This window comes from Pantoea sp. X-Soil-YNGN-785 (assembly GCF_059730585.1).
This window is the reverse complement of record NZ_AP035942.1, coordinates 889,273-915,132: the sequence shown is the minus strand read 5'-3', so window position 1 is coordinate 915,132 and position 25,860 is coordinate 889,273. Positions and strand designations below refer to the sequence as shown.

General features: G+C 55.5%; 24 protein-coding genes and 1 tRNA gene. 10 read left to right on the top strand and 15 right to left on the bottom strand.

Annotated elements, in window-relative coordinates; all coding sequences use genetic code 11:
- Positions 1-52 precede the first annotated feature (52 nt).
- The 3 genes from AC6I8E_RS04075 to dbpA all read left to right on the top strand — a co-directional run bounded on the left by AC6I8E_RS04075 (position 53) and on the right by dbpA (position 4,940).
- The gene (locus AC6I8E_RS04075) at positions 53-913 is read left to right on the top strand and encodes a LysR family transcriptional regulator (protein WP_497824461.1); all 861 of its coding nucleotides are present in this window, start codon (positions 53-55) and stop codon (positions 911-913) included.
- 90 nt (positions 914-1,003) lie between these two features.
- A complete protein-coding gene (locus AC6I8E_RS04070) occupies positions 1,004-2,392 on the top strand; it encodes an amidohydrolase family protein (protein WP_497824460.1) in 1,389 nt (462 codons plus the stop codon).
- A 1,165-nt stretch (positions 2,393-3,557) separates the two neighbouring features.
- Positions 3,558-4,940, top strand: coding sequence for an ATP-dependent RNA helicase DbpA (dbpA, locus tag AC6I8E_RS04065; protein ID WP_147788591.1), 1,383 nt, complete (start codon positions 3,558-3,560; stop codon positions 4,938-4,940).
- A 36-nt stretch (positions 4,941-4,976) separates the two neighbouring features.
- Here dbpA and AC6I8E_RS04060 read toward each other — a convergent pair whose 3' ends face one another.
- Complete coding sequence (locus AC6I8E_RS04060; RefSeq protein WP_033731697.1) at positions 4,977-5,369, bottom strand: YgiW/YdeI family stress tolerance OB fold protein; 393 nt, start codon at positions 5,367-5,369, stop codon at positions 4,977-4,979.
- A 167-nt stretch (positions 5,370-5,536) separates the two neighbouring features.
- On the opposite strand from AC6I8E_RS04060, the gene AC6I8E_RS04055 reads away from it, so the two are divergent.
- The 3 genes from AC6I8E_RS04055 (at position 5,537) to AC6I8E_RS04045 (ending at position 8,608) form a co-directional block, all read left to right on the top strand.
- On the top strand, positions 5,537-6,499 hold the full coding sequence (locus AC6I8E_RS04055; RefSeq protein WP_013356916.1) for a chemotaxis protein: 963 nt from the start codon (positions 5,537-5,539) through the stop codon (positions 6,497-6,499).
- Between the two features lie 80 nt (positions 6,500-6,579).
- Positions 6,580-6,729, top strand: coding sequence for a hypothetical protein (locus tag AC6I8E_RS04050; protein WP_497824459.1), 150 nt, complete (start codon positions 6,580-6,582; stop codon positions 6,727-6,729).
- A gap of 301 nt (positions 6,730-7,030) precedes the next feature.
- Positions 7,031-8,608: a methyl-accepting chemotaxis protein gene (locus tag AC6I8E_RS04045; protein WP_013356915.1), complete on the top strand. Its 1,578-nt coding sequence runs from the start codon at positions 7,031-7,033 to the stop codon at positions 8,606-8,608.
- A 229-nt stretch (positions 8,609-8,837) separates the two neighbouring features.
- On the opposite strand, the gene ymcF is transcribed toward AC6I8E_RS04045, so the two are convergent.
- The 11 genes from ymcF to proB form a co-directional block, all read right to left on the bottom strand.
- Entirely contained in the window at positions 8,838-9,008 is a 171-nt protein-coding gene (ymcF, locus tag AC6I8E_RS04040; protein WP_098053076.1) for a cold shock small protein YmcF, read from the bottom strand.
- 3 nt (positions 9,009-9,011) lie between these two features.
- Positions 9,012-9,224, bottom strand: coding sequence for a transcription antiterminator/RNA stability regulator CspE (gene cspE, locus AC6I8E_RS04035; protein ID WP_003854408.1), 213 nt, complete (start codon positions 9,222-9,224; stop codon positions 9,012-9,014).
- 438 nt (positions 9,225-9,662) lie between these two features.
- Positions 9,663-9,738: transfer RNA gene (locus AC6I8E_RS04030), tRNA-Thr, on the bottom strand.
- 167 nt (positions 9,739-9,905) lie between these two features.
- On the bottom strand, positions 9,906-11,660 hold the full coding sequence (locus AC6I8E_RS04025; protein WP_013356914.1) for a putative phage tail protein: 1,755 nt from the start codon (positions 11,658-11,660) through the stop codon (positions 9,906-9,908).
- Between the two features lie 204 nt (positions 11,661-11,864).
- Positions 11,865-12,158: a hypothetical protein gene (locus AC6I8E_RS04020; RefSeq protein ID WP_013356913.1), complete on the bottom strand. Its 294-nt coding sequence runs from the start codon at positions 12,156-12,158 to the stop codon at positions 11,865-11,867.
- Positions 12,155-12,502 (bottom strand): DUF7940 domain-containing protein, encoded by a 348-nt coding sequence (locus tag AC6I8E_RS04015; protein WP_013356912.1) that lies wholly within the window; start codon positions 12,500-12,502, stop codon positions 12,155-12,157. The genes AC6I8E_RS04020 and AC6I8E_RS04015 overlap by 4 nt, the downstream gene beginning before the upstream one ends.
- The gene (locus AC6I8E_RS04010; protein ID WP_497824458.1) at positions 12,499-12,966 is read right to left on the bottom strand and encodes a glycoside hydrolase family protein; all 468 of its coding nucleotides are present in this window, start codon (positions 12,964-12,966) and stop codon (positions 12,499-12,501) included. The genes AC6I8E_RS04015 and AC6I8E_RS04010 overlap by 4 nt, the downstream gene beginning before the upstream one ends.
- Positions 12,967-13,170: 204 nt before the next feature.
- Positions 13,171-13,449 carry a transcriptional antitermination N peptide gene (locus AC6I8E_RS04005; RefSeq protein ID WP_033731690.1) on the bottom strand — a complete coding sequence of 93 codons (279 nt, stop codon included), beginning with the start codon at positions 13,447-13,449 and terminating at the stop codon, positions 13,171-13,173.
- Positions 13,450-13,871: 422 nt separating this feature from the next.
- Positions 13,872-14,603, bottom strand: a complete 732-nt coding sequence (locus tag AC6I8E_RS04000) for a S24 family peptidase (RefSeq protein WP_013356910.1) — start codon at positions 14,601-14,603, stop codon at positions 13,872-13,874.
- A 360-nt stretch (positions 14,604-14,963) separates the two neighbouring features.
- Positions 14,964-16,217 (bottom strand): glutamate-5-semialdehyde dehydrogenase, encoded by a 1,254-nt coding sequence (gene proA, locus AC6I8E_RS03995; RefSeq protein WP_033731689.1) that lies wholly within the window; start codon positions 16,215-16,217, stop codon positions 14,964-14,966.
- Positions 16,218-16,227: 10 nt separating this feature from the next.
- Positions 16,228-17,331, bottom strand: coding sequence for a glutamate 5-kinase (proB, locus tag AC6I8E_RS03990; protein ID WP_013356908.1), 1,104 nt, complete (start codon positions 17,329-17,331; stop codon positions 16,228-16,230).
- A gap of 238 nt (positions 17,332-17,569) precedes the next feature.
- Here proB and ompC point away from each other — a divergent pair, with 238 nt between their 5' ends.
- Positions 17,570-18,682, top strand: coding sequence for a porin OmpC (gene ompC / locus AC6I8E_RS03985; protein ID WP_013356907.1), 1,113 nt, complete (start codon positions 17,570-17,572; stop codon positions 18,680-18,682).
- 338 nt (positions 18,683-19,020) lie between these two features.
- Here the strand turns inward: ompC and crl are convergent, their stop codons facing one another.
- The 3 genes from crl to gpt all read right to left on the bottom strand — a co-directional run bounded on the left by crl (position 19,021) and on the right by gpt (position 21,375).
- On the bottom strand, positions 19,021-19,422 hold the full coding sequence (gene crl / locus AC6I8E_RS03980) for a sigma factor-binding protein Crl (protein WP_013356906.1): 402 nt from the start codon (positions 19,420-19,422) through the stop codon (positions 19,021-19,023).
- A gap of 131 nt (positions 19,423-19,553) precedes the next feature.
- A complete protein-coding gene (frsA, locus tag AC6I8E_RS03975; RefSeq protein ID WP_497824457.1) occupies positions 19,554-20,801 on the bottom strand; it encodes an esterase FrsA in 1,248 nt (415 codons plus the stop codon).
- Positions 20,802-20,916: 115 nt separating this feature from the next.
- Positions 20,917-21,375: a xanthine phosphoribosyltransferase gene (gene gpt, locus AC6I8E_RS03970; protein WP_003851171.1), complete on the bottom strand. Its 459-nt coding sequence runs from the start codon at positions 21,373-21,375 to the stop codon at positions 20,917-20,919.
- A 254-nt stretch (positions 21,376-21,629) separates the two neighbouring features.
- Between gpt and pepD the strand changes: the two genes are divergently transcribed.
- From pepD to AC6I8E_RS03955, 3 genes are all read left to right on the top strand, one after another.
- Positions 21,630-23,087: a beta-Ala-His dipeptidase gene (gene pepD / locus AC6I8E_RS03965; protein WP_013356903.1), complete on the top strand. Its 1,458-nt coding sequence runs from the start codon at positions 21,630-21,632 to the stop codon at positions 23,085-23,087.
- 259 nt (positions 23,088-23,346) lie between these two features.
- Positions 23,347-24,852: a sugar ABC transporter ATP-binding protein gene (locus AC6I8E_RS03960; RefSeq protein WP_497824456.1), complete on the top strand. Its 1,506-nt coding sequence runs from the start codon at positions 23,347-23,349 to the stop codon at positions 24,850-24,852.
- Positions 24,849-25,850, top strand: coding sequence for an ABC transporter permease (locus tag AC6I8E_RS03955; RefSeq protein WP_033731686.1), 1,002 nt, complete (start codon positions 24,849-24,851; stop codon positions 25,848-25,850). The genes AC6I8E_RS03960 and AC6I8E_RS03955 overlap by 4 nt, the downstream gene beginning before the upstream one ends.
- Positions 25,851-25,860: the final 10 nt, after the last annotated feature.

The window sequence follows — 25,860 nt, the reverse complement described above, 5'->3', positions numbered from 1 at the left end:
AGCAGTCGCTACTATCTGGAAATGAAATATTACTCTGCCAGGTAGTGGAAAAATGAATCGTCAGCCGATGTTCACTCCGCAACAGCTGCTCAGCTTTGTGGCGGTGTGCGAAACCGCCAGCTTTACCCGCGCCGCCAACAGAGTGCACCTGTCGCAGTCTACCGTCAGCCAGCAGGTGCGGCGGCTGGAGGAGATGGTCGGTAAAGAACTGCTGGTCCGCTCCTCGCATCAGGTACAGATCACCGAAGAAGGCGAAAAACTTTTAGGTTACGCCCGGCGGATTATTGCCCTAAACGGGGAAGCGCACGATGTACTGAGTGACCAGTGGCGCGATGGCGTGCTGCGCCTTGGCGTGCCGGAAGATTTTGCCGCCCCCACGGCCGGTCTGCTGGCGCACTTCAGTCGTGATCATCCGCAACTGCGGCTGGATGTGATGAGCGGTATGCAGGTGGAGCTTCGTCGTGCCTGGCAGCGTGAAGAGCTGGACATCATGCTGATTAAACAGCCCGCTGGCGACCGTCCGCTGGCGTCGCGTCCTGAACCGCTGCTGTGGCTCGACAGTGCAGAGTGGCCCTGCTTTGAGCAGACGCCGGTGCCGCTAGTGCTGTTTCCCCAGCAGGGGCTCTATCGCGATGAGGTCTGTCAGACGCTTGATGCGCTGGGCCGAAGCTGGCGCATCAGCTACAGCAGCGCCAGCCTGGTCGCGCTGGCCGCCGCCAGTGCACAGGGGCTGGGGCTGACGTTACTGCCTGCCAGCTGCCGTCTGCCGGAGCACCGGGTTCTGGGTCCTGAACAGGGTCTGCCGGTGATTAATACCTTTGAACTGGCGCTGTTCTGCCGTCATCCGCAGGATCCGCTGCAGCGCGAACTGGCGGCGTCACTGGCGGCATTCGGCAAGCTGCGCTGGCAGTGAAATATCGAATAGCCGTCAGTGGAAAATAACGCAGCAGGGTGACGCGTCGTTTGTCAGATTAAGACCTTGTTCACTTTGCAGGAGCCTCTGATGCCTATTTCCTCTTCGCCGAGCCGCCGTGATTTCCTGGGGCAAAGCGTTCGCTGGACCGCCGCAGGCGGCTTGCTGGCCGCCGGTCTCGGTCAGGCCAGTGCCGCCACCCGCTCATCGTTGTCCGCCATCAATCCCGACCAGCCCGCCGCCCTGCCCCGACAGGACCACTATCTGCTGCGCAATGTGCGACTGGAAGAGAGTTTTATCCGCGAGGGTGACGACGTCGTCGCGACCCGGACCGGTCTTTACGACATCAGCGTGCGCGACGGCAAAATTGACCAGCTGACCTCGGCGGGCCAGGGTGACAGCACGCTACCGTCATGGGATGCGCAGGAGGCGCTGCTGCTGCCCGCGACGCAGGATATGCATATCCATCTTGATAAAACCTTCTACGGCGGTCCGTGGCAGGCTCCACGTCCACGTCAGGGCAAAACCATCATGGATATGATTGCGCGCGAGCAGGTGCTGATTCCGCAGCTACTGCCGCACTCCCAGGCCCGTGCCGAAGGATTGATCGCCCTGCTGCACGCCAAAGGTACTACCCGCGCCCGCAGCCATTGCAATATCGATCCGGTCAGCGGCCTGAAAAGTCTGGAACATCTGCAGGCGGCATTAGCCCGTCATCCTGCTTTTTCCTGTGAAATTGTTGCCTTCCCGCAGCACGGCCTGCTGCATTCGCAGGTTGATGGCCTGATGCGTGAGGCGATGCAGAACGGCGTTGAATATGTCGGCGGGCTGGATCCCACCAACGTGGATGGTGCGATGGAGAAGTCGCTGGATGCCATGTTTCAGATTGCGCTCGACTATCAGCGCGGTGTGGATATTCATCTGCATGAAACCTCACCGGCTGGCGTGACGGCGATTCAGTACATGATTGACACCGTGGCGCAGAATCCGGTGCTGAAAGGTAAAGTGACGCTGAGCCACGGTTTTGCGCTGGCGACGCTCACCGGCAGTGCGCTGGATAACATGATCGAAGGGCTGGCGGAGCAGCAGTTCAGCGTCGCTTCCACGTTGCCGATTGGCAGGCTCACTATGCCGATTCCTCAATTGCAGGCGGCGGGCATAAAGGTGATGACCGGCACCGACAGCGTGATCGATCACTGGTCCCCGTTTGGCACCGGCAGCATGCTGGAAAAAGCGAATCTCTATGCACAGCTCTATCGTGGTTCGGACGAGTTCTCGCTGTCGCGAGCGCTGGCCATCGCCACAGACGATCGGCTGCCGCTCTCTGCTCAGGGCGATCGTCAGTGGCCTGCGCCGGGCGATGATGCGAGCATGATGCTGGTAGCAGCGAGCTGTTCCGCTGAAGCCGTGGCGCGCATTTCACCGGTAGTGGCGACCTTCTCACGCGGTAAGCCGGTCTTTGCGCTGGCCTCGGCCTGAGCCTTCTCAGCTAGCGGTGAGATCGAGCCTGCTCAGGGAAACCGGTCAGATCGAAAAGGCGCTTAAGCCATCCATGGCCGCTCGGCCCGCACGATTACGCACCTCATCCCTGAGGTGCGCCCGTAGTCGGGCCAACGCTCAGCGTTGTTCAAAAACGCTCCCGGCGTTTTTGTCCCTGGCGCGGGACGCTTTCCTCTCCTGACCGGCTTCCCTGCGCTTTAAGCTTGTTTATTGCTGATAGATTCTCAGTACCCGTGATTTACCAGCAGCGACGGTCCTGAAACGGGAAGCGTCTGCCGGACGTGAAGCGAAGGGAGCCTATGCCTGTAGCAAAGCATAGCGGGCCACAGATAGCAGTTTTGCGTCTTTGTCGAGGGCATATACTCCCTGAAGCCTGCTCTGCGGCTAACACATACCTGCTCAGGATTTGCCAGCAGCGACCTTACTGCCTGAACATGTCCCCCTCATACGCCCCCTAAAAACAACAGAGCCTCCACACGGGAGGCTCTGCATTTACCTGAGCGGAGTGCGGGTTACGCGCTTTTGGCCCATTGATCATTCGACATTAATTCCATTGCCAGCGCGTATAAGCGACGATCTTCCTGATCACAGGGCTCATCTTCCGCATAACAGCCGATCATGGATGCGATTTTATCCGCAGATAAACTCTCGCCATGAACATGCAGTGTCAGTACGGCGCGGCCTACTATTTTAAGCACATTTTCATGTGGTCCCTGGATGCTATTACTCAATGCAAATACCCTCTACCGGTCGTTGTACCAGGAATATGGCGCGATAAATATAAAGCAATTAGATCAGGATTTTTATCGGCACCAGTGGTGATATTTTTTAATGATTAATTCTATTACTGGAGTCTTAGTTGAGGATTTATCTGATTAACAATGAAATATTTTTTTAAAAACGGTCACTTATAAAATAATTACTGGTATTAACCGATCGTCACTCTGGAACAACCACGTTAAGCCGGCTTTAATCTATAAAAATAAACCACCTTTTTTCAGTAAACTTCAGCTTATTCCTAAGCGCACCGGCAGATTTAGTTTCATACCGCTAACCATCGAGGTTCCCGTTGCTGTCAGGCGTGCTTTCTGCCAGACTTGCCCCGCAATAATGCCCGACACTTTCAGCCTCAGAGGCCGCGCCCGTGACCGCTTTTTCTACCCTCAATTCGCTTCCCGACAGCCAGCTCGATAACCTGCGCGAGATGGGCTACACCAGCATGACGCCCGTGCAGGCCGCTACGCTGCCCGCCATTCTGCAGGGACGCGACGTGCGTGCGCAGGCGAAAACTGGCAGCGGTAAAACGGCTGCCTTTGGTATTGGTTTACTGCACCATATCGACAGCACCCGCTTTCAGACGCAGGCACTGATCCTCTGTCCGACCCGTGAACTGGCGGATCAGGTGGGTAACGTGCTGCGCCAGCTGGCACGCTTCACCCGCAACATCAAAGTCTTGACCCTGTGTGGCGGACAGCCAATGAGCGCGCAGCGTGATTCGCTGGTGCATCCACCGCATATTGTGGTCGGCACGCCGGGTCGTATCCTCGACCACATCAACCGCGAAAACCTCAAGCTGGACCAGCTCAGCACGCTGGTGCTGGATGAGGCGGATCGGATGCTGGAGATGGGCTTCCTCAATGATATGGAAACGATCATTGAAGCGACGCCCGCCTCGCGTCAGACGCTGCTTTTTTCCGCTACCTGGCCCGACGGTATCACCGCTATCAGCACCCGCTTTCAGCGTGATGCACTGAGCGTTGTCACTGAAGATGTCAGCGAACTGCCCTCAATCGACCAGCAGTTCTTTGAAGCCAGCCACAATGAAAAACTGGGCCTGCTGATAGCCCTGCTCAGCGATCGTCAGCCTTCATCCTGCGTGGTCTTCTGCAACACTAAACGTGAGTGTGATGATGTTGCTGCAGCACTTAACGCGCGTGATATCAGCGCCCTGCCACTGCATGGCGACCTTGAGCAGCGCGATCGTGAACGCGTGCTGATTCGCTTCGCGAACGGCAGCGGTCGTGTGCTGGTCGCCACCGATGTCGCCGCGCGCGGACTCGACATCAAATCGCTGGCGATGGTGGTCAACTATCAGCTCGCCTGGGACCCTGAAGTTCACCTGCACCGCATTGGTCGTACGGCGCGTGCAGGCGAGCATGGTGTTGCCGTCAGCCTGGTCGCGGCCGATGAGATGGCGCGTGCGCATGCGCTGGAAGATTTCCTGCAGCAGAAACTGCCGTGGGTCTCGGCCAGCACGCTGAAAAAGGGCAGCAGTAAGCCACTGCCTGCCGCCATGATGACGTTGTGCATTGATGGTGGCCGTAAAGCCAAGATACGTCCGGGAGATATTCTGGGTGCGCTGACGGGTGAAGCGGGTTATCGCGCTGAGCAGATTGGGAAAATTGTCCTGACCCCGACCCATGCCTACGTAGCGATTGAGGCAAAGCAGGCTAAAGCGGCGCTGGTGAAACTTAAGCAGGGCAAAATCAAAGGCAAAACCTGCCGGGCGATTCTGCTGAAAGACTAAATAAAAAAGGGCGAGGTCATGACCTCGCCCGGTCTGTTATGGCTCTTCGATGCGTGACACGTGCAGCGTGGTTTTATCGCCTTTACCCTGTACCTTGCCACTGACGCGTACTTTGTCCTCAGCGGTGTAGGTTTTACCATCAAAGGTCTTCTTCGGGGCAATAATCGGTAAGGTCCCGGTGTTGTCGCGGAACTGATACCGCTCGCCTTGCTCTTTCTTCACGATGTAGCCTTCCAGCGTCACATACCCGCCCTGACGGAAATCGCGGATCTGATCGATGTGGGTCTGGCCGGTATCTTCTGACCCTTTATAGCCGGCATCCTGCTTGTGTTGCGGCGGCGGCGTATCGCCTGCTTTGTATCCGCCCTCTTCAGCTGAAACGCCCGCGCTCATCATCACCAGCAACGACGCTAAAATCACTTTTTTCATTTCACACTCCTTTATTGGAAAGGTGTCCATGTTGAACCTTCAGGGTTAAGCCTGGCACAATAATTGGCATCCGTTTTATTTCACCCTTCTCTTCTCACCTTTTTCCGTTTGCTGCCGATAACCTGTTCACACCCTATTTCACCAGCTGCGTTAATGCAGAGGCAACCATGGATAATTTTCAAAAAGAGATTGATGAAAGAGCGAACCTCGCGTTATCGAACAAGTTTGAGCTGCTGCTGTTTCGCTTAGGTTCCGATCAGCTGAAAGGCAAGTCTGAACTGTTTGGCATTAACGTCTTCAAGCTGCGTGAAATTGTACCGATGCCGACCATCACTAAAGCCGCGGGCATGCGTTCGCCGCTTCTGGGGATGGCGAGTATTCGTGGTCAGTTCATTCCGGTGATCGACCTGCCTGCAGTAGCGGGCTGTGTGCCGGAAACCGGTCTTAACCTGCTGCTGGTGACCGAGTATGCCCGTAACACCCAGGCGTTTGCCGTGGAGTCAGTAGAAAACATCGTGCGTCTCGACTGGAGCCAGGTGCATACCGCTGAAGCCGGTATCGGCGGCCGTAATATTACCAGCATCGCCTGCCTGGACAGCGACAAACAGAGCAACGAGCTGGCGATGGTGCTGGACGTTGAGCAGATTCTGTATGACATCATTCCTTCAGTGCGCGGCGTTGAACCGGAAGCGGCCAGACCACGTGCGTTCAACTATCGCCCTGGTGCAGTCGCCATTGTGGCAGAAGATTCTAAAGTGGCGCGTCAGCTGCTGGAGCAGGGCCTGAAGAGCATGGGCATTCCGGCGCTGATGTTTAACACCGGTCTTGAAGCCTGGGAAAAAATTAAGCTGATGAGCCAGGAAGCACAGGCTGCGGGCGAGTCGATTCACGACAAAATTGCGCTGGTCCTGACCGATCTGGAGATGCCTGAGATGGATGGCTTTACGCTGACCCGCAACATTAAGCGGGACCCGATTCTCAAGGTTCTGCCGGTCGTCATTCACTCCTCACTCTCTGGCAGCGCCAACGAAGATCATGTGCGCAAAGTGGGTGCCGACGGTTATGTGGCGAAGTTTGAACTGAATGAGCTGTCAGACGTGATTTTCAACGTTCTCGACACTGCCCGCTAAACAAATCCGGGCCGCGAAGAATGCCCGGTATGTTTTTACTTTTTAGCCAGCAGAATGGCTGGCCTGATCAGGAACCGACTATGCATATTGAAACTTTACCTGTTACACCGGCACCTGCTACCCCTTCTCCTCAGAAAGTGCTGCGTGGCCGTTTACGCCAGCTGGCCTGGATTACCGCCGTCACGTTAAGTTTCGCATTCTGGGTAGGCCTCTACTTCTTAGTTTTCTGAATCCGGTCATGCTTGTCTGGATCGGGCCGTCAGCATTCCTGCTGACGGCCCTTTTTTTTGCCTGAGTTTCCCCTTTGTTTATTTGTTAACCCTTTCTGAAGCTTTTCAGTGACTATTTATTCACGCACCGTTATTACTTAAAAATTATTAAAGGTACATGTTTGTGCTCCGATAACTGTATGCGCGAGATCACCTTTTTGCCTGCGGCTGTGACCACAGACATCAGCAAGGCACTGCGCACAACAGCAGAGAACCTGAGTGTTGCTAACAAACTGATTAATAATAAAACGGGGAAGAGAACATGTTCAGTATCAAGAATATGAAGGTGGGAATGCGGCTCGCAGCAGCCTTCGGTATTATTGTGACGTTACTGATAGTGATTGGCGTAACATCCATTACCAGAATTAACAGTATTAATACCGCGATCTCATCGATCGTTGACGATCGCTATGTGAAAGTACGACTGGCATTTGATGTGCGCGATGGCGTCAACGATCAGATCAAATACCTGCGCGGCATGGTGATCGACACAAACCGTCCGGAAATGAATGTGAAGCGTTATGGTCAGCTGGATGAAGCCACGCAACGCACTAACATCGCGATGAAAAAGATTGAGGACATCCAGGTTACACCCGTCGGTAAGAAAAAGATCGCCGGTCTGCTGGCCTCGTCTCAGGCATTTGAGCAGGTCAAAACTGAATTGATCGGCCTGATCAAAGCGGGCAATTTTGATGCAGCCAGCGCCTATGTCCTGAAATCGATGACCGCCACCCAGAACAAATTCCTGCAGGATGCGGTGAATTTTGCCAACTCTCAGGACTCGCAGCTGCGCAGTGAAGGTCAGGGCATTGTGGAAAATGGTCAGTCTGCTATCACCATCACGCTGATTTTCTCCGCTCTGGCGATTCTGGCCGCGATTATGCTGGGCTACTTCCTGACCCGCTCTATTGTCCGTCCGCTGGTTGCTGCGGTTGACGTCGCTGAACGCGTTGCCGCGGGCGATCTGAGTACCCAGATGCAGGTCACCTCGCGCGATGAAACCGGCGTCCTGATGCAGGCGCTGCAGCGCATGAACGATAACCTGCTGTCGATTGTGACTGAAGTACGCACCGGCTCCGACACTATCGCAGTCGCCTCTAATCAAATCTCCAGTGGTAACCTGGACCTCTCGACCCGCACCGAACAGCAGGCCAGTTCGCTGGAAGAGACCGCCTCTGCCATGGAGCAGATGACGTCGACCGTGAAACACAATGCCGACAACGCACGTGAAGCTAATCACCTGGTATCGACGACTTCCAGCGTAGCGCGTGAGGGTGGCGTGGTCATGGAAAAAGTGATCGAGAAGATGGAAGCGATCGCCCTCTCCTCACGCAAAATTGTCGATATCATCAGCGTTATCGACTCAATCGCCTTCCAGACCAATATTCTGTCTCTGAACGCCGCCGTTGAAGCGGCGCGGGCGGGTGAACAGGGTCGCGGCTTTGCGGTGGTTGCAAGTGAAGTGCGTAATCTGGCACAGCGATCAGCCTCCGCGGCCAAAGAGATTAAGGTACTGATTGAAGATTCGGTCGCTAAAGTCGATGAAGGCAGCAAACTGGTCACTCATGCGGGTTCGACCATCGGTGAAGTGGTAAACAGCGTGCAGAGCGTGGCGAACATCATGAGCGAAATCACCATTGCCAGCAGCGAGCAGAGCAGCGGCATCAATGAGATCAATCAGGCGATTACCCAGATGGAAGCGGTAACGCAGCAGAACGCCGCGCTGGTTCAGGAAGCATCAGCTGCTTCACAGGCACTGCAGGATCAGGCTGAGCGTATGGCGCAGGCGATGAGCGTGTTTAACACCGGCAAGCTCGCACTGCAACCCGTGCTTCGCTGATTCCCTTTAATGGCCTGCTCCGGCGGGCCTGTTTCAGATCGGTGACAGTAAGCGAACAGGTTACAGGTGGTTGAGTAAAGCATTACGTAGGGAAGCTAAGGTATTCCGGCGGGTACAGAAGAAAGGATGAGGAATTGCGGAGGGGAAACAGCAGAAAACAAAAAAGGCTGCCAGAGGCAGCCTTTTATTACTGTAAATGCAACAACGCTATAAAGCTCACTAGCCTTTATCAGAGAGCGCGAAGCTGGCTCTGAATTGCAATCCTCGCCGCGTTCACCTGAACAACGACAGATTTGCAGAAAATGCATTTCGCTCCATGCGGATTGGCTCTTGTAACATCAAAATGTGATGTACGAAACTGTGAGCCATTACAGTGAGGACATTTAAAAGTAATTTTCAGTCCTTAGAGACCAACAACGTTCGCAGCAGCTGGGCCTTTGGCGCCATTTTCTACTGTGAATTCAACTTGCTGACCTTCGTCTAATGAACGGAAATCGGTGCCCTGGATTGCAGAGAAATGTACGAATACATCTTTGCTGCCGTCTGCAGGAGAGATGAAACCGAAGCCTTTCTCTGCGTTAAACCATTTAACGGTACCGCGAATTTTGTTAGACATGCTTAAATCCTTAATATATCGAGCCTTCCGGCATAATGGCCTGAGAACAGATTTTAATCAGAACGTAAGAGAAGACTCAAAAAGAAGGGATGTCTCGCGACAAACTTAGAGATGAGAACTGCTTTGGTTACTTACTTTGATAGTGTCTGTTAATCAAACCGACGATTCATTAGGCCACACTTCACCAGGCGACGCAAGCCGTTATTCAAATTAAACGCAAATAGCGTGGCCTGAACTTAGCGGCGATGAGTGAACGGTTCAGCGTTCCGGACTGACAACCTGGCCAGAGCGCGCATTGTTTATGGCAGACAAACCCTGCCGCACCAGCAGATAGCGGCTGGCGACGGTAAATTCTCAGTGTGGGTTCTTTAATCAGAATGAAGGCTTAAGAATGGCCTGCAGAAATTTATTCCGGCGTGAGGCTGAAAAAGAGCGGAGTGGTGCCGGAAACAGGAGTCGAACCTGCGACCTTCGCATTACGAATGCGCTGCTCTGCCAACTGAGCTACACCGGCAAGGGTGAGAAGTACGGGTGCTACGGTAAAAAAGAGCCGTTATTACGTCAAGTGCACTTGTTTGAAAAGCATTCATATTTCCCCATATGACAATGATATTTTCACCTGACTTTTGTTACCGGTTAAAAAAGGGCGAGGCCGGAGCCTCGCCCAAAACATGCCGATCATCAATCGTAGTAAGGAACCTTGCGGTCAACGCCGTTGATATTGATCAGCACAAAACCGGTTGGCGCGGTTTTATTGGTCGGTGTACCCGCAGCGGTCGCGAGCGTCACCACGCCCTTCTCGTTAGCACCAATACCTGCCAGTCCATTGTGCATGCCGAAGCGTGCCGCAGGTTTCAGGTTGCTGATATTGGTGATGTCCGTCACCACCGACATATCCGACTGGAACAGCGAGCAGGAACCGGTGTCGAAACGGGTCGGACCGGTGGTCTTCAGGTTGAACATGGTCTCGCCGCTGTTGGCTTTCAGCTTGACCCAGATGACGGCATAGGTGGTCCCTACCCGGCCATAACGAATGTCCAGCACGGAAGGCTGTCCCATGTGGTAAGCATCGGCCCAGACCGTCTCCAGTCGCTGCAGGTTGATCAGGGTTTTACCAGTGGCAGGCATATTGACCGGTGAACCGGCGGTGCCGGACGGCGTGGTGGCATCCGCTTTACTGATCAGCTCCATCACCCATTGCTGGTTAGGCGCCGGGAAATAGAGCTGCCCCAGCCGATACCAGTTGTCGGTCGCGGTGTTATTCACCACTTTATAGCCGCTATAATAGCCAGCACGCAGCGAACCGGTCATGAATGTGCCGTAGTTCTCATCCCGACGATAGCCATATTCAAAGGTCGATAACCACTTACTCCCGGCCAGATCATTAGTAATTTTCGCCCCCGCCTGGAGGTTAATATGGCGCATTACCACGCGGGCATTATTGAGATTGAGCGGCGTGGCGCAATCTTCAATATTGAGCGTCTCAATGTTCCAGCCGCCGTCCGACAGATCACCCGGGTTAGTCGTGTGCTCAATCCAGACGTTGCGTATGACGCCCTGCGTAACGCGCGGCATGTAGAGCGTGGCGTCGCCGTAGCCCGACTGGAAGTTGGCATTACAGAGCTCAATGGCGGTTGAGTGGTCCCAGTTCCCCTTCGGTGTGTTTGACCAGCCGACATCAAACACGCGTGAATAGGTCGTGGAGGTGTAGATCTGATCGAACTTACTGTCGAGCGTATCCTGCAGCTTAAAGACGGTTCCCCCGGTACTTTGCGCCTTGAAGCAGAAGATATTGACGATCTGGCCGCCGACAATCGTGTTTTCGAAGAACGGCTGAACGTTGCTGCACTGTTCAGGCGTGACGGTGACTTTGAGTGTGGTGTCGACAGTCCCGGCATTAGCCTGTCCGTGCCAGCAGATGCCTTTGATGGCGATTTTACGCGCATTAACCTTAAACACCGGAGTAGCACTTTTGTCAGAAATAATAGTGGTGCGCGGTGACGAGCCGAGTTCGATATCGTCACCTGCCAGACCAAAGAACGGCAACTCTGTATCGCTGATATCGATAGGTGAAATCAGGAAGCGACCACCCGGAAAACGTACCGGAATCGCTTTCGCATAGGTGTTGTAGCTCTGCGTCCATGCCAGCATGCGCTTAAAGGCATCAGTGTCATCTGTGACGCCATCCCCTTTCGCGCCAAAGTGCAGGATATTCACTTCGGCGGGATCGTTGATGGTGCGCTTCCAGTAGAAACCGTTACCCACCGCCACTGTACCGCCATCATCTTTCAGCGGCGTGGTGGTGAGGAAACCGACAAAGTCTGCACCGCCACGGAAGCTGGAGTCTTTGTCGTAATAGCGTTTCAGGCTCGCGACTTCACCTGATTTTGGTGGAACAGTGGTGCGCAGTTCAGCAAAAGAGTTAACTTCGATCATAGAATCCTCCTCAGGATCATTGAGATATCGCGCTGACCATCAGCGCACTACTTAGCCGCAGCCGGATGGCCGCAAAGGGTGTCCCACATGTCGTTGTGGGTGTTGATGGCGCGCACTGTCCTGACGTCCATTTTTTGCGCGTCATCGCCGTAGGTATAAAGAGGGGAAAAAAGTACGCAGGCAGAGTCGGTGATCGCCACCGGCTCAGGGTTTGTGGTATTTCGACTGCTGCAGCTTGTCGCGAGCAGCAGCGTCATCAAGGCTATGGTTGTCAGTCGCCACACGGTTAGCCTCCTCGCGGTTATGTTGTTGTTGTTGCGCCACTGCGCTGACGCGGGACGCCTCCTGTTGCGCGTTTGCGACGTCAGATCGCGCTTTTTGCTGCACTTTGCCGATTTTCCTGCCGCCGAAATAACTGGCGCCCAGTGCCGCAATGATGCCGGCCAGTGCAGCAAGCCAGTGCCAGCTGCCGCCCAGTAAAGTGGTAATCAGCGTCATGGTTTCGCTCCTTCCGTTTGCTCTTTCGCGTTAAGCAGATTTTTCTGACGAACAAATTGTGCAATCACGCCCATCGCCACCATGAACGCCCCCACAAACCCCAGGTAGTTGTGTGGCAGAATCGATTTCACGTCCTCCGGCAGCACGTTCCAGGCATCAACGGCGGCAGAAGGGAATGACTGTGCCCAGGCGCTGAGCATGGATCCCAGCGACGCGAGCCAGACGGACCAGGTTTTGAAGAGCAGGCGGGCATGAGAGACAAATTGCAGGGTGGTGAAGCGCTGCAACAGCAGCAGGATGATGATCGCCGTCAGTACGGCGACGAGAAACATGAGCCATCTCATAGCAGCCCCCTGTAAACCGCATAGGTTCCGCTGCGCATCATCTCCGCATGACGCCGGGCGCGGCCCGGTGTCTGGCGGGCCCAGAGGCTGTTCATCATCGCGTCAGCTGCCTCATTGAATTGTTCAGCAGCGATGGCGGTGAGCATGTTTTTGAACTGCATAACGCCTTCGACGCCCAGCTGATAGGTCATGCTCAGCAACACATCCGTGCGGGCGTCATTGCACTTCGCCAGCGCGTTACGCAGCAGATCCGTGCCCTGCATCTCCTGAACTTTGTTTTCAAGAATGCACTGCTTCCAGACATCCCCGACGCGCCGTGGCACGCGGAAAGTGTAATTACTCAGCGATGCCCCCTTAGGCCCGATGCGGATACCGCCCGCGACCGTGGGAAAGCCCAGCGTGTCGAGGTAAGGCGTGTCGACATATCCCTCTTCAAAATTCAGTACTGCAATTATCTGGCTCATAACGACTCCTTAATGACGGGTTAAAGCAATTCACCATTGTGAAAAGAAATACATAACGCCTGCTGATCATTACCCGTTCAGGCGCGGCAAGAGGCCTGACTGACCCTGCAGCAAAACTGAACATTAATTCAGCAAATTGCGTCCAGTGAGAGCTGGAGATAACGAAGAGTTAGCCGGAACGGAAATGCACGCTTTCTTCGCGCTTCAGCTCACGGCGTAGAGGTGAACATGCGGAAGACAGCAATTGTCGAAACTGGGTGTTTCCTGACTGGTGACGCGGGGTGCAGTGATTGCGCGATCAACGCGCGGGGCGACCTGACGCTGGCAGATTTGCTCTGCACGTCTCAGGACGGGGGGTTCAGTTGGGAAGTTCAGGGCCTGGTCGATGCTCTGAGTCAGGCTGCTGAGAGGTTGGCGCCGCCGATGGCGACGAGTACGTGCGTTGCCCACAAAAACGCTTTTGCCATAGTGAATTATCGCCATAACTCCTCCTGTGAATGAGTCTTTGGCGATGGGGTGGCAGGCGCGAGCTTTCGGTGATCCGAACGGGCCCGAATGACGTGTATCGCGCTCGCACGCTCGCCGCCCGGCTGCGTTAGCAGCCAGGTGGAAAGTAAGCGAGGGGAAATAAACGGCATCTGACGACGCTGCATTTTGCGCATCCACCCCATCCCAAAGTTCACTGACTTTTGGGTGGTATGATTCGCGCTTGTGCAGCGCCTCAATTGTTTAAGAGCGGCTCATCCGTGAAAGAACTGCTTCGTTCATCCATATCCAAATTATTAACAGGTTCTTATGCTTTATCAAACACTGTTGGTTAATTTTTTATTTACTGCTGGTTAAATTTATGAATTTATGCCGATTATTTTTTTGCAGCCTGTCTGAGAAAGGCGGCAAAAGCGGCCTTAGCCGAGGATCTGATAGTGACGCGCCTGACTCATGATCACTTTTGCCAGGACCTTCAGGCTGGTAACGTCGTCGTGATTGAGATACCAGGTTTCATAGCGTTTATTATCTGAAATTACAGCAATTTTCTTATGCTGCAGCTGCAGACGCTTGAGATAGAGTTGCTCATCGAGGGTAAAAATATAGATGCCATCACCGTCGAACATCCGCACGCTGATATCCACAAACAGCTGATCGCGCGGTGCAAAGGTGTCAGCCATAGAGTCGCTATTGATGGCAATTAACCGGATGTTCTCCGCCGGCCGCCCGTTGAATAGCACCCGCGCCTCATCCAGACCATATTCGATCGCCTGGATGGTCTCTACAAACTCATCACGCGCGGGCAGACCCGCAGCGCTTCGCTGCCCGATATCAAGGCTATCCACCCGAAACACATTCTTATGGCCGGTAAACGTACTCAGCGTTACCGGGTCTGCGGGTTGTTCCATACCGTATTGCAGCCACTCTACCCTGACTCCCAGCAGCTGGCTGAGCGCCAGTAAATTGCCGCCATCAGGCACTGACTGCGCGTTAAACCACTTCCACACTCCTGGTGTTGAAATCTTACAGCCCTGCTGCTGCAGGGCTCTGGCAACCTGTTTGTTTCGTCCATGTCCGACAATGCCGGCACTCTCACAGGCCGCTATCAGCCTGGTGGTGAAAGCTTGTCTTGTACTTTCTTTTTTAACCATTAGTTAATAATCAGCCATAGAAGAGATACTGGATGTTATTTTCATTATTGCTACCAGTTCATTTTATATTACCGCTCGTTTACTACCTAACCGCTTTATCAAGCATTTCTAATTATCATTATCCGCTTCGGCCTGCAGCTGAACAAAAAATATTGCCTCAGGCCGCATACAGCCCCGGCTTTCAGGAATGTTCCGTAAGAAATTGCGTGAAATTCAGCCAGCATAACGGGCAACGGTGACGAAATCGGAATGAAAATTGATCAGGCGGGCAGAAAACTCTATCTTTCACTGGACCGGAAAGCCGGGCTAAAAAAAACGGGAGTCTCTGAAAGACTCCCGTTTTGTTAAAAATTATCGTAGCTATGACCGGAGCGTGTCGTCGCCCCAGGCAATCCATTTATAGGTGGTCAGCGCCTCTAATCCCATTGGCCCGCGTGCATGCAGCTTCTGGGTACTGACCGCCACTTCCGCACCCAGGCCAAACTGCCCGCCATCGGTGAAGCGGGTGCTGGCGTTAACATAGACCGCTGAGGAGTCGACCTGACGAACAAAACGCGCGGCGTTGCGGGTGTCACGGGTCAGGATGGCATCCGAGTGCTGCGTGCCGTGCGTACGGATGTGATCGATCGCCTCATCCATATCCGCCACTAATTTGACGTTAAGGTCCAGCGACAGCCACTCATCATTGTACTGCTGAGGATTAACCTGGATGACCGAAGCCGGGCCCTGCTGCAGCTGCGCCAGCACGTTGCTGTCAGCATGCAGCGCGATGCCTTCCTGCGCCATACGCGCGCTGAAAGCGGGCAGGAAACGTTCGGCCATCGCCTGATCCACCAGCAGCGTTTCCAGCGAGTTACAGGCGCTGGGACGCTGTTTTTTGGCGTTGACGATCAGATCAAGCGCCGGTTCAATCTCCATCGTCTCATCAATGTAGATGTGACAGACGCCGATGCCGCCGGTAATCACCGGGATAGTGGAGTTTTCCCGGCACAGCTTGTGCAGCCCGGCTCCGCCACGCGGGATGAGCATATCGACGTAGCGATCCAGCTTCAGCAGCTGATTCACCAGCTCGCGATCCGGATTTTCAATCGCCTGCACGATAGCCGTCGGCAGACCGTGCTGTTTCAGCGCGTTCTGGATCACCCGGACGGTGGCCGCATTGGTGCGCCAGGTCTCTTTGCCGCCACGCAGAATGGCGGCGTTGCCGGTTTTCAGACACAGGCTGGCGACATCAACCGTGACGTTAGGACGCGCCTCATAAATGACTGCAACAACGCCCAGCGGCACGCGACGGCGTTCAATACGCAGTCCGCTGTCGAGCTGACCGCCGTCGATTAACTGTCCCACCGGATCGGCCAGCTGACAGACCTGACGCACATCGCTGGCGATGCTGGCGAGGCGTTGCGGGTTGAGTGTCAGCCGGTCTAACAGCGCGGCACTCATGCCGTTCTGACGCGCATCGGCTAAATCCAGCTCGTTAGCAGCCAGAATGTCTGCGCTCTCCGCCTCAAGGCGGTCAGCAATGGTCATCAGAACCTGATTCTTCTCAGCCGTCGACAGATCGGCCACGGTATACGCTGCGGCACGCGCCGCTTTTCCCATCTCTTCAAGCATTGTCCGCTCCTTAACTGACGATCATGTCGTCGCGGTGAACGGCCACCGGGCCATATTCATATCCCAGAATTTCGCTGATCTGCTGGCTGTGATGGCCGGCAATCATGCGCATCGCGTCACTGTTGTAGCGAGAAACACCGTGAGCAATATCCCGGCCCTGCAGGCTGCGGATGCGGATCACTTCACCGCGCGAGAAATTCCCCTGGATTGCGCGAATGCCCTTGGGCAGCAGCGAACTGCCGCGTTCAATGATGGCCGCCAGTGCCCCGTCATCGACGGTGAGTTCGCCCGCCGGTGGCGCACCGAAAATCCAGCGTTTACGGTTCTCCAGCGGCGATTGCTGTGCATGGAATCGCGTACCAACCGGCTTACCGTCAATCACATCGCTGATCACACCGCTGCGACTGCCCGAGGCGATAATCACGTCTATTCCGGCGCGGCAGGCAACATCCGCCGCCTGAAGCTTGGTCGACATACCGCCGGTGCCGAGACCGGATACGCTGTCACCCGCGAGCGCGCGTAACGCATCATCGATCACGTGGACGTCGCTGATCAGCTCAGCGTCAGGATTGTTGCGCGGATCGGCGGTAAACAGACCCTGCTGATCGGTCAGCAGCAGCAGCTTGTCGGCACCGCCGAGCATCGCCGCCAGCGCCGAAAGATTGTCGTTGTCGCCCACTTTGATTTCAGCGGTAGCAACCGCATCGTTCTCGTTGATCACCGGCACAATGTGGTTATCCAGCAACGCGCGCAGCGTATCGCGGGCATTCAGGAAACGTTCGCGATCTTCCATGTCGGCACGGGTCAGCAGCATCTGACCAATATGGATGCCATAGATGGAGAATAACTGTTCCCACAGCTGAATCAGACGGCTCTGCCCCACCGCAGCCAGCAGCTGCTTTGAGGCGATGGTGGGTGGCAGTTCGGGGTAGCCCAGATGTTCGCGTCCGGCGGCCATCGCGCCAGAAGTGACGATCACAATGCGGTGGCCTGCGGCATGCTGCTGCGCACACTGACGAACCAGTTCCACCATGTGCGCCCGATTTAACCGGCGAGAGCCGCCGGTAAGAACGCTGGTACCCAACTTGACCACTAAGGTCTGACTGCCACTCATATTTCCTGCCGTAGTGAAAAATTTTTACGAAAGGACGTTTTAACAGGAGTCGATACGGAAGCCAACAGCCAGCGGGGGAAAAGCACGAATTTACGCGGACAAGGCGGTAGACCAAAAGTTCATCATTAACAAGAAATCCGGAAAAGTGTCATAAAAAGTTCATCACGGACGGGTAAAAAGTCGGTGTTTTACAAAAACTTTCGTTTTTTTACGGCGTTCACATTGGGATTGATAGCAAATGAAGAAAAGCACACTGGCCATGATCGTCTCCACGCTGACGCTGGCTTCTGCCGCGCACGCTGCCGAAATCTATAACAAAGACGGCAACAAACTGGATTTATACGGCAAAGTTAAAGCTGAGCACTACATCAGCGATAATGCCAGCGCAGACGGTGACAAGTCTTATACCCGTATCGGCTTTAAAGGCCAGACGCAGATTAATGACCTGATGACCGGTTACGGTCAGTGGGAATATCAGTACAACGTTAATAACTCTGAAGGCAGCGACGCCAATAACGGCAACAAGACCCGCCTGGGTTTTGCTGGCCTGAAATTCTCGCAGTATGGTTCGGTGGATTATGGCCGTAACTATGGCGTGCTGTATGACGTTGAAGCCTGGACCGACGTGTTCCCGGAATTCGGTGGGGACGGCACGGCCCGTTCCGATAACTTTATGACCCAGCGCGCCACCGGCGTCGCCACTTACCGCAACAACAACTTCTTTGGTCTGGTCGATGGCCTGAAATTTGCGCTGCAGTATCAGGGCAAGAACGACGCCACCAGCGCCAACAGCCGTACTGACATTAACCGCCAGAACGGCGACGGCTACGGTGCTTCACTGGGCTATGCGCTGGGTGATAGCGGCGTGAGCCTGATGAGTGCCATCACCTCATCTGACCGCACCAACCAGCAGCAGGCGCGCGCCTATGGCGGCGGTGACCGCGCAGATTCCTGGGGCGCAGGGGTGAAGTATGATGCCAACAGCGTTTACCTGGCGGCGATTTACACCGATACCCGCAACATGACGCCAATCAGCGGCACCAACCGTAATACCGGCGCTGCCGTCGCGGGCGCAGCCAACAAAGCGCAGAACATCGAACTGGTGGCGCAGTATCAGTTTGATTTCGGCCTGCGTCCTTCTATTGGCTATGTGCAGACCAAAGGCAAAGATATTGAAAACGGTATCGGTGATGCAGATCTGGTGAAATATATCGATGTGGGTGCAACCTACTACTTCAACAAAAACATGTCCGCCTTCGTGGATTACAAAATCAACCAGCTGGATGATGACAACGCGCTGTCGATCAACAACGACGACATTGTGGCAATGGGTGTGACTTACCAGTTCTGATTTGAGGCTCGAAAACCGGGCGGATTTGGATCTGGCAGCAACGCATAAATTCAACACGCAGGGAACACGGTCAGAAGAGGAAAGCGTCCCACGCCACGGACAAAAACGCCGGGAGCGTTTTTGAACAACGCAAAGCGTTGGCCCGTTTACGGACGCACCTCAGGGATGAGGTGCGTAATCGCGTGAGCAGAGCGTGCCATGGATGGCGGCTTTTGCGTCTTTCCGATCTGACCGTGTTCTCTGCGAAAACGCGATCTAACAGCGGGCCAGACTTCAACAAAAATGGCGAGTTTTTAAACTCGCCATTTTTTTCGTCTTTATTTTACTGAACTACCTAATCAAGCACTCAGCTTCACCGGTTTCTCATCGAAGTCGCTGGCCGGGATAAGATCCAGCTCTAACTCCTTCAGCATCGCTTTCAGGCGGGTATGGAAATTCCGTAAGGTCTCTTCCACACGTGCCGTGTTCTCTTTACCTTTGATGTTTGCCACCGACCAGTCGCCCTCTTTATCGAACAGACCAATATGGTAGACATAGGTAAAGTGGTCAGCCTGCGCTTCCAGCTCCATCCACCAGCCCCAGAACTCACGCAGTTCCGGTGCCGGTTTCACATTGACGCAGGCAGCCAGACAGTCGAAGAAGAAGCGGGTTTCGCCACATTTCCCATCGCGAATATAAGGCCCAAGCTCGGTAAAACGCTTAAGCAGGCGACTGCGGGGATGACCACTTGGTAACGTCATGCTGATTCTCCATAGGTTTTGACCGCTATACAGCCTTGATTTCCGGGCGGCCCGATTACGTCATAAGCCTTTATAAGGCCGCCCGGAAGAATTCCGCTACTAGTTGTAGCAAATACTGTAAATTTTGCCAGTTACCTTTTTAAACGCTTCTCCAGCCAGTCGCAAATCTCATTCAGCGCCTTGTCGAAACTGGCCATCATCGGCTTCACCGGAATCAGCAGCGCTTTGCCGTCTGACGACGAGTTAGCGATCAGCTTGCTCTCTTCTTCCGGACTGAAAAGATCGTTCTGCCAGTAACCCGACAGCATCGGTGTCGGCGTCCGGCGGCCCAGCAATCCCTGGGTTTTAAGCGAATAACGATTGAGTTCGGTGCGCAGCGCGCTGTCGGAAGTGGTCGCCATGCCTAACCGGCTTGCCAGCATATCCATATACATATCCGGGATCTCATCCTGCAATGCCGTCTGCGTCAGCAGCGCATGCACAATCGGGCCAAGACAGGCGACGCCGCGCAGCTGCTGCGATTCCAGATAGGCCAGCCGCACCGCCACGTTCGCGCCAAAGCGATAACCAAACGCCGCCACGCGGGTGTGGTCAACCCAGGGCACGTTTTTCAGATCGCGCAACACCTGCTGATGCAGAAAACTGGTGTCCTGATTCAGCGTCCATTTCACCGAGTTACCCACCGACGGCACATCAATGGTCAGCATCGCAATGCCGCGCGGGGCAAGATAGTCATGGAACAGGCGGTAATGATCGCTCTGTAACGAGTCGAGCGCGCCGCAGAACAGCACGGTGGGATAAGGCGCTTCGACATCCGGTGGTATGTGCAGAAAGCCGCTAACCGGACTGCCGCCCGTTATGGCAAACGTCAGGGATTTCAGTTCGCCCGGCAACCGCTGAGTGGCCTCTTCATAGGCACGATTGGCCAGCGTCTGTGCCTGGTCAGCCAGCTCATCGCCTTTTATATAGGGATAAGCGGCAACGCTATAGAGGTGCGCCGCGTGCAGCCAGTAGTCACCCGCCTCGCTGTCGTCGGTCGCCTCCAGCGCTTTCTGCTGCCAGATGCCTGCCTGTCTGCACCATTCAAAATGCCAGTTACCGCTGCGGAAACCGATTACCGTATCGAGCAGCGTCTCATCGGTATGTTCAACGTTGCTGATGGCAATACGCGCCAGCACTTCACTGATCTCCTGCGGCGTCAGGCCGCGCCATGTCCACATCAGCTTGTTCAGCATGCGATACCAGCCACGCTGGCTGTCACCATCCAGGGCTGAGTGGATATCCGGGGTAGCGTGATGCTGGCGGCGAACCAGGGAAGAGGTTTCAGGATGCTTAAAGCGCGGCTTGAATAGCTCCTCGCTGAGATTTTTGCTCGTCATACTCACTTCTCCTGCAACAGAACGGCGATGGCTAAGTGTACTGTACGGCAATTCGGGGTGCGAGGCTCAGAAAGCACAACGCCCGGAAAACCGGGCGTTGTCTGATGTGTATCAATCAGTTTTTTACAATCGGCGGAATGTAGACCACGCCCATATCCCACGGCTGCTCAATCCAGGTATCCTGCGGAATATCGACAATATAATCATCAACCAGTGAGCGACCAGCGGGTTTCGCGAAAATGGTGCAGAAACGCGCTTTCGGGTACATCTCGCGAATCGCCTGAGCGGTGCCGCCGGTATCCACCAGGTCATCGATCACGATAAAGCCTTCACCGTCGCCTTCCGCACGCTTCAGCACTTTCATTTCGCGCTGATGATCGTGGTCATAGCTGGAGATGCAGACGGTATCAACGTAGCGGATACCCAGTTCACGTGCCAGCAGCGAAGCCGGTACCAGACCGCCGCGGCTCACCGCGATAATGCCTGTCCACTGTTCAACAGGAAGCAGGCGCTGGGCCAGTTTACGGGCATGAATCTGAAGCATGTCCCAGGTAACGACGTATTTTTCGCTCATAAAATAGAAATCCCAGCCAACCGAGGTGGCGTAAAAATGTGCAACGGGGAAAAGGTTGCGCGAGATTATAAGGAGTTGACGCACTAAAAACCAGCACCCGCGCGCTGGTTGCGGCTTTTTAGCGCGTCTGAGAGCGCACCCGGTAAAAAACAGTGATATTCTCAGGCCTGGCTCGTCAGATTCTCTGACGGCGATTTTTCACTGGAAACTCGCGATGTCCGGCCTCGCCGGTACACTGACACAGGAGACCTGTCGTGTCTGAATTGTCTCAACTCTCTCCACAGCCACTGTGGGATATTTTCGCTAAGATCTGCTCTATTCCCCATCCCTCTTTTCACGAAGAAGCGCTGGCGAACTACATCACCGGCTGGGCTAAAGAGCAGGGCTTCTGGTGTGAGCGCGATCAGGTCGGCAACATCCTGATTCGTAAGCCCGCCACCGCAGGCATGGAAAACCGTACCCCGGTTGCGCTGCAGGCGCATCTGGACATGGTGCCGCAGAAAAATAACGACACCGTGCATGACTTCACCAAAGACCCGATTCAGCCCTGGATTGACGGCGAGTGGGTAAAAGCACGCGGCACCACGCTGGGCGCGGACAACGGCATCGGTATGGCTTCTGCGCTGGCGGTGCTGGCTGACAACAGCCTGACGCATGGCCCGCTGGAAGTGCTGCTGACCATGACCGAAGAGACTGGCATGGATGGCGCGTTCGGTCTGCAACCCAACTGGCTGCAGGCTGAAATCCTGATCAACACCGACTCCGAAGAAGAAGGTGAGATCTACATGGGTTGTGCAGGCGGTATCGACTTCGTCTCTACCCTGCCACTGACCCGCGAAGCCGTGCCTGCTGAGTTCCAGACCCTGAAGCTGACGCTGAAGGGACTGCGTGGCGGTCACTCCGGTGCCGACATTCATATGGGCCTCGGCAACGCCAACAAACTGCTGGCACGCTTCCTGGCGGCACACGCGGCTGAACTGGATCTGCGTCTGCTGGCGTTCAGCGGCGGTACGCTGCGCAACGCGATTCCGCGTGAAGCCTTTGCTACTGTGGCGGTCGAGAGTCACAAAGCGGATGCGCTGAAATCCGCAGCGGCGCACTTCCTGAGCGCCATCAAAAACGAGCATGGCGTTAAAGAGCCAAACATCGCACTGGTCACCGAGCCGCTGGCGCATCAGGGTAATGCCCTGAGCACTGACAGCCGCGATCGCTTCCTGAATCTGCTGAACAGCACGCCAAACGGCGTGATCCGCAATTCAGACGTGGCGAAAGGTGTGGTCGAAACCTCACTGAATATCGGTGTGGTGACGATGGAAGATGACCACGCAGAGATCAACTGCCTGATCCGTTCGCTGATCGACACCGGCCGCGATTATGTGGTACAGATGCTGACCTCGCTGGGCCAGCTGGCGGGCGCGCAGACCAAAGCGAAAGGCGGCTACCCAGGCTGGCAGCCGGATGCGGACTCCGCCATCATGGCACTGACCCGTCAGACCTATATCGCGCTGTTTGATAAGACCCCGAACATTCAGGTGATTCACGCCGGTCTGGAGTGTGGTCTGTTCAAAAAGCCTTATCCGGATATGGATATGGTCTCGATTGGGCCGACCATCACCGGGCCGCACTCGCCGGATGAGCAGGTTCACATCGAAAGCGTGGGTCTTTACTGGAAATTACTGACCACCCTGCTGAATGTGGTGCCAGAAAAGTAATTCTGTCACAAAAAAGTAAACCAGGCTCCGGCCTGGTTTTTTTATGCCTGTCACTTATCCCCAGCATAATTCGCTGCCTTTTCCGCGCTTTACCCCGCTATTCCGCCACGTTCCCGCGCTTCGCTGGTCACAGCCGCCGTTATGTCCGGATGTCTGGATGGCTAATAAGATTTCGTGCTAGCTTATGCGCTTTCGGCTGTTGCCGCGCCTGAAGGTTCAGGAAAAAATGCGGCCAGTGATTCTTCAGGAGAGTAATGACATGCCAGGGTTAAACCGCCTTGAGATGCGTAACATCTCCATCGCTTTTGGCGGGTTTGCCGCGCTATCGTCGGTGGATTTCCGCAGTGACGGCCATTCGGTTCATGCCCTGACCGGCGCGAACGGCGCGGGTAAATCTACCCTGATGGCGATCCTTTCCGGCGCGCACAGCCACTACAGCGGCGAAATCCTGCTGGATGGTGAACCGGTCTCCATCCGCACGCCACGTGATGCAAAACAGCTGGGTATCCATCTGGTTCAGCAGGAAGTGGACGTGGCGCTGGTGCCGCAGCTCAGCGTGGCGGAAAACATTTTGCTGGATCGGCTGGCAGAACCCGGCCACCGCTATCGCTGGGGTGAGATCCGCCGTCAGGCGCGGGCGCTGCTGACGCAGCTCGACGTGGCACTGGACGTCAACCGGCTGGTGGAGCGCTGCACCCTGGCGGAAAAGCAGCAAATTCTGCTGGCGCGGGCGCTGTCGCACCACTGCCGCTTCCTGATTCTGGATGAACCCACTGCCCCGCTGGATCAGCACGAAAGCGAGCGACTGTTTGCCGTGGTACGTCGTCTGCAGGCCAGTGGGATCGGCATAGTGTTTATCTCTCACCGCATCCATGAACTGAAAGCCATCTGCGACCAGCTGACGGTGCTGCGTGATGGCCGGTTGATCGAAACCGGCCCGATGGCGGCGCTGAGCGGCGAGCAGATCGTGGAGAAGATGCTGGGCCATCAGCTCACCGATATCTTCCCGGCCCGCCGTGAACAGCAGACACAGCCGCTGCTGCTGGCGGTGGAAGGACTGCACGATGAGCAGCTGCTGCAGGATATCTCGCTGCGGCTGCACAAAGGCGAAATTCTGGGCATCGCCGGACTGGCCGGTGCCGGCAAAACCGAACTCTGCAAGGCGCTGTTTGGTGCCAGCAAAAGCCGCGTCAGTCGCGGTGAACTGCACGGTCAGCCGTGGCAGCCGCGCTCGCCGCACGACTCGGTCAGTCGCCGCATGGCGCTGGTGCCGGAAGAGCGGCGCAAAGAGGGGATCTTTATCGATGAGTCGGTGGCGATGAACCTCAGCGTCAGCGCGGACGACAGCTTTTCGCGCTGGAGCCTGTTCGGGCATCGCCAGGCGTGGCGCTGGGCGGAGCAGGTTATCCGGCAGTTGCAGGTGCGCACCACCGGCCCGGCACAGACACTGCGGCGTCTCTCAGGCGGCAACCAGCAGAAGGTGGCGATTGGCAAATGGCTGCGCAACAACGCTGACGTGCTGATTTTCGATGAGCCGACCAAAGGCGTCGATATCAAAGCCAAAACCGAGCTGTTCACCCTGATCGACAGCCTGGCGCGCGAGGGTAAAGGCATCATCTACGCGTCGGGTGAATTTTCTGAACTGGTCGGCTTATGCGACCGGATTTGCGTGCTCTGGGATGGACGTATTGTGGCCGCGCTGGCCGCACGCGACGTCACCGAAGAGACGCTTTTGCTCTATTCCACCGGAGGAACCCCTGCGTGAGCAGCAAAGAAACCAGCCTGAACCTGACGGCCGCGCCATGGCGTCACCAGTTGTTCGACTTTCTCTATAAATGGGGCATGTTACTCACGGTGGTGATCCTGATCGCCGCCTTTGGCCTGGCTTCCGACAGCTTCCTTGAGCCCAACAACATCATCAACATTCTGCGATCGATTGCGATTGTGACGGTGATTGCGATCGGCGTGTCCATCTCGCTGACCGTGGGCGGCTTTGATCTGTCGGTCGGCTCAACCGCCTCGCTCGCCAATGCGTTAGTGATTTCGCTGTTTGTCTGGTACGGCTTCGGCACCACGACCGCAATCCTGATTACCCTGGCGCTCTGCACCCTGGTCGGGCTGTTCAACGCCTTTCTGATTGTGATCCTGCGTATCCCCGACATGCTGGCGACGCTGGCGACACTCTTCGTGATTCAGGGTGTGGCGATGACCTACAGCTTTGGCGGGTCGATCACCGAGAACATGGTGCTGCCGAGCGGTGATATGGCGGAAGGCACTATTCCGGCCGCGTTTGGCCTGCTGGGTCAGGTGCCGACCATCGTCATCATTATGCTGGTGGTGACCGTTGCCGCACAGTTGGCGCTATCTCTGACTAAGCATGGCCGCCGCATGTATGCGCTGGGCGGTAATCCGGAAGCGGCGCGCCTCTCGGGCATCCGTACCACCCGCTACCGGGTGCTGGCTTATGTGATCGCCTCACTGCTCGCCGGTCTGGGCGGCATCCTGCTTGCTTCACGTATCGGTTCATCGCAGGTCAATGCCGGTAGCGGCTATCTGATGGATGCGGTCGCGGCGGCGTGGATCGGCTTTTCCCTCGCGGGCTCAGGCAAGCCCAATGCGCTGGGCACGCTGGTGGGCGCGGTCATTCTCGGCGTGCTGCAGAACGGCCTGGTGATGCTCTCTGTGCCCTACTACGCCATGGACATTATTAAAGGACTGGTGCTGGCGTTAGCACTGGCGATTACCTATATCCAGCGCCGCTGAGGCGCGTTTA